Raw genomic sequence first — 11589 nt, 5'->3', positions numbered from 1 at the left:
GAATCTGAAGTGGATCGCCGAACTGCGTGAAGAGGGCGACGTCCGCCACGTCTCGACCGTAGGCGATGGCGATCCTCCCGCAGGTGGCCCGGCCGTGAAAACGGCCGGGTCGCGAAGCGACAGGATGTGGTTCGAAACCGTTTGGCTGACTAATCGGTCTCGAATACACCGGGAGGTTCTCGAACGACATCTCGTGCCTTTCGGCACCCGGCCGAGAATCGGCCGGGCCACCTGCGTCGCAGGCAATTCGCGCAGCAACCGTTCGGAGTGATATCACGAACAGTGTGATCGCCCACACATTCCGGCACTCGTTCGCGACGCACTTGATCGAAGCCGGTTACGATATCCGAACCGTGCAGGAACTCCTTGGCCCCCTTATCGAATATACGCGCGACGTTCGGACGACAATGGTCTACACGCACGTACTCAATCGTGGCGGTCGCGGCGTCCGCAGCCCGGCCGACTTCGACCAATTTCATTCCGAATAACCTGCGCACGTTATTCGGAATCATTCCTGTTAAACACTAGTTATTCGGTTGACTCCACTCAACGAGAAAACAACATCGAAACGATAATGGCGAAGAAATTTAACTGGGAAAATTACGAGACCGAGCTTCTAAAGTACCTCGAAAAAGCGGTTCTCGAAGTGATGGGGCAGTATCCCGATGAACATTTTTACGGTGCGGCCTTTCACTCATTCTACCGTGAGTATGGAGATCGGATTGGCTTACCTTGTTTGGCTGTGAATACTGAAGAAGAAATCGACGAGAATCTCGATACGAGATGGTCTTCGCCTGACTGGTACTGGAACGACCTTGACTATGCAGGACGTGCTCTGGTCAGCTTGCATGATCAGCTCAACGGGTTTGCGAGTTCCGAAGACGGCAAGCATTGGGAGACGCTTCACAAACAATGGGTGGCATCACTGATTCAGGTTGCGAAACGATTAACTACAAAGCTCAAAAAGCAAGAACAAGCCACTAAGGACTTTGGCTTTTTCCTTTTCGACGAAGAATCAGATGAAATGGTTGATGTACTTCGTCGCTGCATGACTTCAGCCAAATTCAAAAAACTGTTTCCCGATTTACTGGAGGACATCGAGCGCAAGCAGACGACTGAAGAACTACCAGCGGCAAAAAAACTGGCCCTCTACGCGAGCGACCTGTCGGAAGAAAATTGCGAAAGATTACTCACACATGGCAAGAAAGCGATTCCGGTACTGATTAACGCACTCAGCGGTGAGGATGGATGGCTTGCAGCGAATCTTCTTGGCAGACTGGGTATCCCTGACAAAAATGCGATTGAAGCTTTGAGGGAACTCGTTGATTCAACAGACGACAGTTGTTGTCGTCATGCTGCGACTTCTTTGGCTTTACTGGGAGACATTGATTTTCTGCTGAAACTGGCTGGTCGCAAAGAATCTCGCGCGATTGCAATTGATGGAATCAGAGACCTTTACTCGACCTCTGCGGATTACTCCACAATTCATGTTCCGCTTGACTATCGACCGCTTGAGCAGTTGCTCGCGATCGACACTTGTCGCAAACCTGCTCAAAGACCCAGGGATACTGGTGGTTACTTCAATTTTGCATTGGGAAACCGTGAAATCAAAGCTGGCGACGTTGACGAAGCTATTCGCGGAACCAGATCAAAGTACAAGATGATTCGGGAACATGCTGTATGTTGCCTTGGGGACCGCGGCATCGGAAAAGCATGCAGCCTCAAGGCGATACAGGCCATGGTCGATTGCTTCGAAGACCGAGCGATGTCAGTGCGCCGCTTGGCCGTTCTACGTATTAAAGATTGGAAAAACACGGCCAAGGATTACTTTCCTGCGATCCGAAAGTTGGCGAGGAAAGACCCTGACCCTGATGTACGCGAAGCTGCTCGAAACACAATGCGACAACTCGAGGTAAAATAGATGCAGACCACCGAATAACAAAATGTTGCACACGGAGTCGCGGGTCGTGCGGCTTTCGAAATCAATGCTGTTCGCCGCGACCCGGTGAACATTGCCGTTATGTTGCATTGATCAAAACCAACATGGAGGATGGCATTGAATATTTCAGTTGAGACGACAGTAGATGCACCAATCGACAATGTTTGGGAGGCATGGATTACGCCCGAGCATATTAATAGATGGAATTTTGCATCAGAGGATTGGCAATGCCCGAAGGCAGAGATTGATTTAACTGTTGGCGGCAGATTTAAATATCGCATGGAATCGAAGGACGGATCAATGGGATTTGATTTTGAAGGTACATTCACAGCGATCGAGGCTGGCCGCAAATTCCAGTACTCTCTAGATGATGATCGGAAGGTAACCATTGGGTTTGAAGAATCAAAGAACGGTGTTGTTGTAGTTGAGACTTTCGAAGCTGAGGATGAACACTCGGGTGAGCAGCAGCGACAAGGTTGGCAAAGTATTTTGAACAACTTTAAATCATATGTCGAAGCAAGTAGCACATAACAATCGCATGCAGCCGGACAAATTTGCTGCGCTTCGCTTGCAAATTTGCCGCTGATGCGAGGCGTTATACCATTAAGAATGGAGAAGCCAAATCATGCGAAACAGACGACAATTCATTGCGATCGCTGGTGCCACTGCTCTCACGGCTATGGCTCCAGCGTCTCTTCTGGCCGATAGTGAAACTCGGAAGCCCAACATCATCATTATCCTCGCCGATGACTTGGGGTATGCCGATGTGGGATGTTACGGGAGCAAGAGATTCAAGACACCAAACATTGATGCCCTAGCTGCGGACGGCATCCGCTTCACCGACTTTCACTCCAACGGTGCAGTGTGCAGTCCAACACGAGCGGCCCTGTTGACGGGGCGATATCAGCAGCGCACTGGCATCACAGGTGTAGTTACCGCAAAAGGACATCGCCATACGGGATTGGATCTTCAAGAAACGACTTTCGCGGAGGTTGTTAAGCCACTTGGATACACCACCGCTCTATTTGGCAAGTGGCATGTGGGCTACAATGCAGATTACAATCCCGTTCGTCAGGGATTCGATGAATTCATCGGGTTTGTGAGCGGCAACGTTGACTACCATGCCCACCTCGACCAGACCGGCAAAGAAGACTGGTGGAAACAGGATAAGCTGTCTCCGGAAACCGGATACACAACTGACCTTATCACAGATCATGGAGTTGATTTCATTCAACACAACAAGGACAGGCCGTTCTTACTCTATCTCCCCCATGAGGCTCCGCACTATCCATATCAGGGTCGCAAGGATCCGCCGCGTTACCAACCGGGAAGAGGCAGAACCAAGGATCCGGTCACACCGGCGGTCTACAAAGAAATGATTGAAGTAATGGACGAGGGTGTGGGGCGTATCCGAAAAGCTGTTGTTGACGCAGGGATAAGCGACAACACGCTTATCTTCTTCTTTTCAGACAACGGGCCAGCCGGCCCTGGCTCCGCGGGTCCACTACGAGGAAAGAAGGGGCAGATTTGGGAGGGAGGACACCGCGTGCCAGCGATTGCCTGCTGGCCGGGAAGGATTGAGAAAGGCAAGACGTCCGATCTCCCGGCAATGGGTTCTGATCTCTTGCCCACTATCGCCGCAATCAGTGGCGCTGCTTTGCCTCAAGACGTTACGCTGGATGGTATCGACCTCCTGCCGTACCTGTTTCAGAACAAACAGCTGTCAGATCGACCTCTTTTCTGGGGAGTCCGGAATCAATTAGCCATCAGGAAGGGCGATTTCAAGTTAGTGACCGACAAATCCTTTTCCAACCCCTCTTTGTATAATTTAAGCAGCGACCTTGGAGAGAAGGACGATATTGCTGCGGCACACCCAGAGTTGGTCAAGGACCTCCTATCTCTACTGAAACACTGGTATGCAGATGTGAACAGGAACGTCAAGAAGCGCTCCTGACTTAAAGAAAAACGGTAGAACAAAGCCATGCTACGGACGGCTTATCGCCGCCGCAGATGGCAGCCTTATGTCGACATGAAAATCGAACATGATCTTGAGGTTAGAGAATACGCAGACTTATGTCTAAAAAGATCGCGATCCTACAACACATTCGCTGGTTTCTTGATCGGTACGGGAATTACTGCCTTCATGGCTACAATTTGGGCAATTGCGGTTTTTGGTTACGGTCAGCCGATGCGCCCTGATTTGCCCTTTGGGCTCGCAGGCCTCTTTGTCATGGGCTTACTTCTCGGATTCACCCTTCACATCTTCAACCGTTCACGAATCAACGAAGCGTTTAACAATCGTTCAAAACTGCGTGAGTTGGTTCAATCGGGAGGCCGTTTCGCATTGTATCTACGGGACTCAAACGGCGAATCCTCGAGAATAGTTTCGCCTATAGCGACTCGTGGAATAGTTGTTCATCAATCGCCGACCGGAAATAGACTTCAGCACCTACTGCACGGTCGAATAGAGATGTTTGGACTTTGGGACACGTCAGACACCCGCTGGAGTATTCCCTTTCAACCAGTACTCAGTACCGGCAACAATTGGTTTTCCGACGTGGAAGAGATGATTCGCCAATCAGAAATAGTAATTCTCGATCTCGAAACCCCATCCGCGGGGATCGTTAGGGAAGTTGAACATCTGAAAGGCTCCGACAAAATGAACAAGCTCATAATCCTATATGCCGAATCTGACCAAGAATGGTGGGAAGAGAATTACAGGGGTGTCTTTGAGTCTTGCAAGTGGAGAATTGATGTGGGGCTTCGAGGTGAGGACGACAAGGACCACCTTGTTGGATCGCTTGGTTTCGTGTTTCCACCAGAACTCGACAGTTTGCTATCAGAGGCGACATAACAACACGATGCACGCGGAGCCGCCGGCGGCGCGTGTTTGAACGCACGGATCACTCCGGCGGCCCGGTGATCGTGGACGTTACATTGCTAAAGACACGAGGCTTTGATGGCCAAGGTTTACATTTCGTACCACAACAGTGATCAGCCATACGTTCGTGAACTTGCGAATGAACTGATGAGGTACGGCCACGATGTGTTCTTCTCTGGCGAAGCCATCCAGCTCGGCCAAGATTGGGAGTCCGTCCTAAGTGACGCTCTCCGCAATGCTGACGCTCTATTGGCAATCGTTTCTCCGACCGCGATGGACAGCAAGTGGCTGTTCACGGAAACCGGAACTGCGATGGCGTACTTCCGGGAACGGGACCGACCGTTGGTTGTGCCCGTGATACTTGAAAACGCGTCCATCCCATCACCGCTTCAAAGCGTCCAAGCTCTATTCGCCACCGGCAAGTCTGTAACTGAGATCGCAAAAGAGATTGATGCCGCATTGGATGCAATGCTGGGCCGCATGAAGGCAAAAGAGGATCAACGTCGGGAAATTCAACAAAAGGTGGAGGCCACAGCCGCGACGTACATTAAGGAGTCGCTCACTAATCTGGAAAAACGCGAAATCGGATATCGACGCGTTGCTTACTTCTGGTACGGATTGGCGCTGTTCTCTCTCGTTGGCGGTTTGATATTCGGCATTTGGCGGGCCGTTACAGTGAGCGGCGATTCCACGCCGCCATCTTGGGAGTCGCTCGCCCAACTTGGTCTCATCACAATTCTGGTTGTTGGCGTGCTGGGCGCTTTATCACGATTCGCGTTTCTTCTTGGCAAAGCATTCATGGTAGAGTCACTACGTAATGCAGACCGCGGTCATGCAATTTCATTTGGCGAATTCTATCTTAATGCGTTTGGCGACAAAGCTGATTGGTCTGAGATTAAAGAAGCATTTCAACACTGGAACATTGACAAGGGCTCGACGTTTATTGACCAAGATGCCAAGGACGTCGATCCTCAAATACTGCAAACGGCACTTGATATCGCCAAAGCAATTAGCGGCGTAAAACCCAAGTGACCGGCAATGTAACAAGCCAATCCATCGGAACCGCGATGCCGGGCGTTTTTGACAATAGATCGTCTCTCGTCCCGACCGCGTGATTGCGGCCGTTCGTCGGCAAGGCTACTGGATCGTGATTTCGCCTGACCGGTAGCTGATGTGAAGATCGAGTCCCAGCAGCAATCCGACGCCAAGGAGTGGATACTCGCCCTCGTTGGCAACCACTTCCAGTTCACGTTGGTTCCCGAGCCAATCAACGTGGCACACGTATCTCTGCAAGGCAACCTCGGAGCCGTCGGCAAGAATCGCCTTAACGGTCCCTGATTCCGCCTATCCCAGATCGTCGATTTGCTGCTGCGGCAACACGAGGTCGCCGTTGAATCCCGTATCGATCCAAACCTCGACGTCATGGCTGGCTGTCGTGTCCGACGAGCGAAGGGAAACCGTGACCAGCGCCCGCCCAAGACGATCGACTCGACCATTCATCGACACAGCATTCCAAGTTGGAGCGCCGCGCTGTGCCCGATACGCATCGCGTGCGTCGACCGATCGGGATGCGACCGACGGGCGGCCTGCGTGGCTTCGCTCAGCGTCTTTCCCAAGAAGTAATCGCCAGACTCCGGTTCGATGGCCACAAATTCATCAACGTGCCCGGGCTCCAAAATCGACTTCAGTCTTGTTGAGTAGATCGCTTCCGCCCGTCGCACGAATTCTTCAATCTCTGGTTTCGTCACTGATCCTCTCCTGAACGGGCCTTCTCCTGAACGCCGCGAACTCCGCTCCATTGTACCCACGGCCATGAAACGCCGACAATACCGCACGAGTCTTCGGCGGGTGGCTGGGGACGGTCTCGAAGAGCCGCCCCCAGCGAGCGCGGGGTTTAGGTTGCTGTCGCTATAGACCCAGGTCAGAGTAACTCTCAGAGCGGGCGGTTAAGTGCGGAAACCCCACGGGTGGCCCGGACGTGAACACGGCCGGGTCGCGAAGCGACAGGATGATGTTCGAAATCGTTTGGCTGACTGATCCGCCTCAAATACACCGGGAGGTTCTCGAACGACAGCTCGTGCCTTTCGGCACCCGGCCGAGAATCGGCCGGGCCACCCGCGGACTGTGTGAACGGGAGGCCGCCGCACCGATCAAATACGCGCTGGCCGACGGTCGGCTGGCCGATTTCTTTCACGTCGTTTCGCGGGTGCTCCACACCTACAACCCGGACAGTGCCTACGTCGCGCTCGACGACTGGGATACCGACCTCTCGTGCGAGAGCTGCGGAGACTCCTGTGATAGGGACTATTCCTCGTACTGCGACGCCTGCGAATGCAGACTCTGTGATTCTTGCCAGGTCAGCTGCGAGACCTGTGAAGCTCATTTCTGCTCTAGCTGCGTGTCGCGCTGTCGCCAAGAGGGCTGCGACGCCTGCTTCTGTCACGGCTGTCGCGACGACGTCGAAGGCTACTGCCATAACTGCGCGGACGAAGAGGACGGCGGCGATGAGGGGCCCCTTCCGGGGAGCCGACGCTGGTTTCCGCCGTAGCCGCAGTGCGAGAGAAGGTGCCGGCATGAAGCGAGCCTCCATTGATCTCTCGAAGCCGGTCCTTCGTTTCACACCCTCCGGTTCCGCGGACCTACGACGCTAGCGCCACGCTTCGACCTGGGTTCACTGACCTGATCGGTATGCGTCTCCTGAGTCATGCCGAGCACAAAGACCGGGACAAGCGGTTCTATATCCCCCGATCATCATGTCACTCCCGCATCGCTACAATTGATACGGTCGTCGTCGCGTCTGACGAGCCAGTCGCCATGTAGCCTTTAACTGCATCGGGACACGTGGCGTCGGCAGGGGGAGTGTCGCCCCGGCAACTTTGCGACCCTCATTAGAACTGGTTCCGTTTTTTTTGAGGCATGCCATCCCCACGCCGCTGCCATTTCGATTGAGCCCGGTGAGGTGACTGTCATGGATGACATCGATCAGACCCCGGAACTTCTTACTGTTGCCGAAACAGCCTGGCAACTCCGCATTTGCGATAAGACCTTGCGACGCTGGATCAAGAAGGGGCGAATCTTCGCGGTTCAGCCAGCCGGCCCCGGCGGCAGGATCCTCATTCCTCGATCTGAATTGGACGCAGTCGCTTCACGGCAGCATGGCGCCCACCGTACGAATATCGAACAGACACCACGCTCCACCAGTGGCCCTCGACCACGCTGGAAGCGTCTAGGGAGATAACCAATGAAGAAGTCTCAAAAGAAGCCCAGCCCGAAGAGGCTGAAGATTAACGCTAGCTACTACGTATGGCGGCTCTTTCAGCGTGACAACGGCTTGTGGTATGCCGATGGCCGCGGAAATCACCCGTCGCTCGGTAAGCACTCGCTCGGAACCCGAAGTCTAGAAGACGCTCGAAATGCCGTTACCGCTCTTGACCAGGCAATGGCGATACAGCACGGGATACTCGATCCGCGTGATGTCCCAAATTCGGGCTTCGAATTTGTCTCGATCGAGGTCGGGATCGATGCATTCCGCGACTATATTGGACGCGGTGAAGCAACCGGTGGAGTTCGTCCTTCGACGAAGAAAAGATACCGCGCAGCTCTCGATCACATCACGCGATACTGCCATCTGCAAAAGCTCAGCCATTGGGGACAGTTCCGGGAGCGCCAGGCGGATCACTACGCTGACTCACGAAGCAAGGCCGGAGCCAAGCCGAAGACGGTCTACCTAGAATTGACCCTGCTTAAGCAACTTGTGAAGTTCCTCCCCGAACGAGGGATGGCACCTGACGGTTGAGAACTTAAAGTTAAGTTACCTAAACCAGCCGCCTCTCCCACCTACAGCTACACGCGGCAGCAGGTCGCCGCGATGATCCAGCACTGTCGGAATACAGCGGGTCTCACGTGGCTCGCTGACATCATTTTGGGTCTTGCTCGGACCGGTCTTCGAATCGGCGAGTTTGTTGACCTGCGAGCCGAAGACATTGATCTGCAACGAAACCTTATCCGAGTGGTGAGTGAAACCGGGAATTCCGGGGACTCATCAACCAGACGAACAAAGAACGGTAAGAGCCGGGAGGTTCCGATCCACCCGGAACTTCGGCCAATTCTTGAACGCCTTCGGACAGATTCTCCCGGATATGTTTTCCGGACTGCAAGCGGTCACAAACTCCGTCCCGATCGGCTGCGGGAACAGTTCGTTGCCAAAGCGCTCCGACCGATCCTTGATGAGTTTCCCGACGACAGGCTTCTCGCCAAAGGGCGGCTTCATTCGTTCCGACATCACTTCTGCAGTGAGGCGATCCGTCAGGGTGTCAGCCAGCAAACAGCCATGTCGTGGATGGGGCACCATGATCCGGCGATGACCCAGCACTACTTCCACCTCCATCACAAAGACGCGGCTCGCGAAATCAGTAAGCTCGAGCCGCTAGCTCTCGATCCGGTGGAGCAACCGAACACGGTCGGCGATATTGCCAGCGTGTCCTTTAATGAATCTGGAGTTCTTCGACGCGAACCAGTGGAGGCAACAACGACGCCGGAAAGCTGACCGATTTGTCCCAGTTGTGTCTCAGTTCGGTTCTCGGCCCAATGGCCCTGCCGTAACCTGCTTCACAACAATGACTTACAGGTCGGAAGAACATCAAGCGGAGAGGGGGGGATTCGAACCCCCGGTCCCCTTGCGGGGACACAGCATTTCCAGTGCTGCACAATCGGCCACTCTGCCACCTCTCCGTACGATCCGCACGATTCCGCGGGAGCGGTCAGGGACCGTTCCGGTTCGGCAGCGCGTGCGTATTGATCGTGTGAATGCTTATGATAGCGGACTCCCCCCGCAACGTCACGGTTCGGCCCAAGAATGAGCGTGATTCCTTTTTTGACGACGGGCAAAATGCACTACCGCATCGCTTTTGCGTTGCTGCTGGTGGGTTTTTCGATTGCGAGTGCCTATTTCGGGATGAAGTTTGCCAGCCTTTCGTCGCGAGAGGAAGACGCTAGTAGTTCCGAGGCCGCGTTCCCGGAACGTGGGTATCTCGGTATTTATGCGCACGACATTCCTGAACGAGGGCCATGGATTCCGGGCAGTGGATTGCTGGTCGTCCATGTCATCGATGGCGCACCGGTCTCGCAAATCGGTCTGCAAGCCGGTGATGTCGTGACGAAGATCGGTCCGATTCGCCTGACGAAAACCCAATCGGCCAGAGACGCTCGAAACGTTTGGCGGGCCGGCACCCGATTGGCCGTCACGTTTGTCAAAGAGGGCAAGTTGAACGATCCGACCGCGACGGCGACCGGAACGGCGCGATTGGTCTCGCGTGAGCAGCTCGACGACGGGTTGCGACGACAGCGCGGCATCGAGTCCGTTCCGACGAGTCATCCGCGTGGCTTTCTCGGAATCATGGTCGGGACATCGCCGGGCGGCGGAGTCATGATCGGCCAGGTCGGCCGGGCGACACCGGCTGAAGAATCGGGATTAAGACCAGGGGACGTCATCGTGCAAATTAACGGCGAACCGGTCTCTGACCAACTCGAATTTTATCGAATCGTGCGTGAATTGGTTGCCGGGCTGCCTTGCGTGCTTCAAGTTCGACGTGCTGAAAAGGGTTTCACGATATCAGTCATTACGGTCTCCGAAGAAGATTTACCTCCCGAAAGCTATTCGCGGCCCGTGCGGCTTTAAACGGCAGCAACGGTGCATCATTTTTCTCGTTGAAGTTATGCTGAACGATCACAGGCTTATTTGATTATTTATTGGCAACCTTATCGGCCCGAAGCGACTATGAGAGCGTTGTTTTTAAGTGAATCCGGTCCTGAGTTTCGCATTGACTGCCACGAACCCGATGAGACTTCCGGGGAGTCGATCGTCAAAGTTGATTTGGCGGGGGTATGCGAAACCGACCTGCAACTGATCCGCGGATATATGAACTTTTCCGGAATCCTGGGCCACGAATTCGTGGGCACGGCCGAGACCGGGCCGCTTGCAGGCCAAAGAGTCTGCGGTGAACTTAATTGCTCTTGCGGCGACTGCGATCTATGCGGTCGCGGGATGGCTAACCACTGTCCGCACCGGACGGTCATTGGCATTTTGGGGCGGAACGGTGCTTTCGCCGAGCGGCTTTCGGTGCCGAACGCGAATCTTCATCGAATACCCGACGAAGTAGAGGACGAGCGAGCGGTGTTTGTGGAACCGCTCGCCGCCGCTTTCCGGATTCTGGAACAATTAAGATTAGACGGTAATGAACGTGTTGTCGTGTTGGGGAGTGGTCGCCTCGGAAACTTGTGCGCACAAGTCCTGAATTCAATCGGCTGCCACGTCACCGCGGTTGACAAGCACTCTGAGAAGCTTCAACTACTCTCGGAATTGGACCGGGGAATTAGTGTCGCAATGCTCGATGACTTGCCGCACGCGGGTCATTCAGAGAATAAGGCCGATATCGTCGTGGACTGTACCGGATCGCCAACAGGCCTCCCGACGGCGCTCAGGCTTGTCAGACCACGAGGCACCATCGTCTTAAAGACGACCGTGGCGGCGGAGACACAAATGCCGCACGCGTCGATCGTTATCGACGAGATATCGATCATCGGGTCGCGGTGCGGGCCGTTTGCTCCCGCCATTGAGGCATTGGCACAAGGAAGTATCGACGTTCGGTCGTTGATCTCTGCGCGATATCAACTCGACGACGGTGTCGAAGCGATTGAAGCCGCCGGGCAGAACGCACTTAAGGTCCTAATCGACCCGAAGCCAGGCTGAAGCTGAAATTAACTTAATGTG

Annotated in this window: 13 protein-coding genes, 1 tRNA gene and 2 pseudogenes; 12 read left to right on the top strand and 4 right to left on the bottom strand. The window is 54.2% G+C overall.

The window, feature by feature from the left end:
* Positions 1–239: 239 nt before the first annotated feature.
* The 6 genes and pseudogenes from Pan189_RS21255 to Pan189_RS05915 all read left to right on the top strand — a co-directional run.
* A pseudogene (locus Pan189_RS21255) lies at positions 240–488 on the top strand (tyrosine-type recombinase/integrase); the annotation flags it as partial.
* 86 nt (positions 489–574) lie between these two features.
* Positions 575–1921 carry a DUF4303 domain-containing protein gene (locus tag Pan189_RS05935; RefSeq protein WP_145363034.1) on the top strand — a complete coding sequence of 449 codons (1347 nt, stop codon included), beginning with the start codon at positions 575–577 and terminating at the stop codon, positions 1919–1921.
* Between the two features lie 129 nt (positions 1922–2050).
* Entirely contained in the window at positions 2051–2470 is a 420-nt protein-coding gene (locus Pan189_RS05930) for an SRPBCC family protein (RefSeq protein WP_310821151.1), read from the top strand.
* A 94-nt stretch (positions 2471–2564) separates the two neighbouring features.
* Positions 2565–3893: a sulfatase-like hydrolase/transferase gene (locus Pan189_RS05925; protein WP_145363032.1), complete on the top strand. Its 1329-nt coding sequence runs from the start codon at positions 2565–2567 to the stop codon at positions 3891–3893.
* Positions 3894–3920: 27 nt separating this feature from the next.
* Positions 3921–4793, top strand: a complete 873-nt coding sequence (locus tag Pan189_RS05920) for a hypothetical protein (RefSeq protein WP_310821150.1) — start codon at positions 3921–3923, stop codon at positions 4791–4793.
* Positions 4794–4898: 105 nt separating this feature from the next.
* Positions 4899–5852 (top strand): toll/interleukin-1 receptor domain-containing protein, encoded by a 954-nt coding sequence (locus Pan189_RS05915; protein ID WP_145363030.1) that lies wholly within the window; start codon positions 4899–4901, stop codon positions 5850–5852.
* Between the two features lie 105 nt (positions 5853–5957).
* On the opposite strand, the gene Pan189_RS21250 is transcribed toward Pan189_RS05915, so the two are convergent.
* The 3 genes from Pan189_RS21250 to Pan189_RS05910 are packed head-to-tail and all read right to left on the bottom strand — an operon-like array spanning position 5958 to position 6568.
* Complete coding sequence (locus tag Pan189_RS21250) at positions 5958–6113, bottom strand: hypothetical protein (protein WP_310821148.1); 156 nt, start codon at positions 6111–6113, stop codon at positions 5958–5960.
* Between the two features lie 51 nt (positions 6114–6164).
* Positions 6165–6320 (bottom strand): pepsin/retropepsin-like aspartic protease family protein, encoded by a 156-nt coding sequence (locus tag Pan189_RS21245; protein WP_310821147.1) that lies wholly within the window; start codon positions 6318–6320, stop codon positions 6165–6167.
* The gene (locus Pan189_RS05910) at positions 6317–6568 is read right to left on the bottom strand and encodes a hypothetical protein (RefSeq protein ID WP_145363029.1); all 252 of its coding nucleotides are present in this window, start codon (positions 6566–6568) and stop codon (positions 6317–6319) included. Before Pan189_RS05910 ends, Pan189_RS21245 begins: the two co-directional genes overlap by 4 nt.
* A gap of 260 nt (positions 6569–6828) precedes the next feature.
* Here Pan189_RS05910 and Pan189_RS05905 point away from each other — a divergent pair, with 260 nt between their 5' ends.
* The 4 genes and pseudogenes from Pan189_RS05905 to Pan189_RS05890 all read left to right on the top strand — a co-directional run.
* Entirely contained in the window at positions 6829–7368 is a 540-nt protein-coding gene (locus tag Pan189_RS05905) for a hypothetical protein (RefSeq protein WP_310821146.1), read from the top strand.
* A gap of 420 nt (positions 7369–7788) precedes the next feature.
* Positions 7789–8058 (top strand): helix-turn-helix domain-containing protein, encoded by a 270-nt coding sequence (locus Pan189_RS21640; protein WP_145363027.1) that lies wholly within the window; start codon positions 7789–7791, stop codon positions 8056–8058.
* Between the two features lie 3 nt (positions 8059–8061).
* The gene (locus Pan189_RS05895; RefSeq protein WP_145363026.1) at positions 8062–8616 is read left to right on the top strand and encodes a site-specific integrase; all 555 of its coding nucleotides are present in this window, start codon (positions 8062–8064) and stop codon (positions 8614–8616) included.
* A 63-nt stretch (positions 8617–8679) separates the two neighbouring features.
* A pseudogene (locus tag Pan189_RS05890) lies at positions 8680–9366 on the top strand (tyrosine-type recombinase/integrase); the annotation flags it as partial.
* Between the two features lie 98 nt (positions 9367–9464).
* Here Pan189_RS05890 and Pan189_RS05885 read toward each other — a convergent pair.
* A tRNA-Ser gene (locus Pan189_RS05885) sits at positions 9465–9551 on the bottom strand.
* 130 nt (positions 9552–9681) lie between these two features.
* Between Pan189_RS05885 and Pan189_RS05880 the strand changes: the two genes are divergently transcribed.
* A complete protein-coding gene (locus Pan189_RS05880) occupies positions 9682–10497 on the top strand; it encodes a PDZ domain-containing protein (RefSeq protein WP_310821145.1) in 816 nt (271 codons plus the stop codon).
* 99 nt (positions 10498–10596) lie between these two features.
* Entirely contained in the window at positions 10597–11568 is a 972-nt protein-coding gene (locus Pan189_RS05875) for an MDR/zinc-dependent alcohol dehydrogenase-like family protein (protein ID WP_145363023.1), read from the top strand.
* The last annotated feature ends 21 nt before the right edge of the window (positions 11569–11589 follow it).

The sequence above is a fragment of the Stratiformator vulcanicus genome (assembly GCF_007744515.1).
Classification (GTDB): Bacteria; Planctomycetota; Planctomycetia; order Planctomycetales; family Planctomycetaceae; genus Stratiformator; species Stratiformator vulcanicus.
This window is presented reverse-complemented; position numbering and strand designations above follow the sequence as displayed.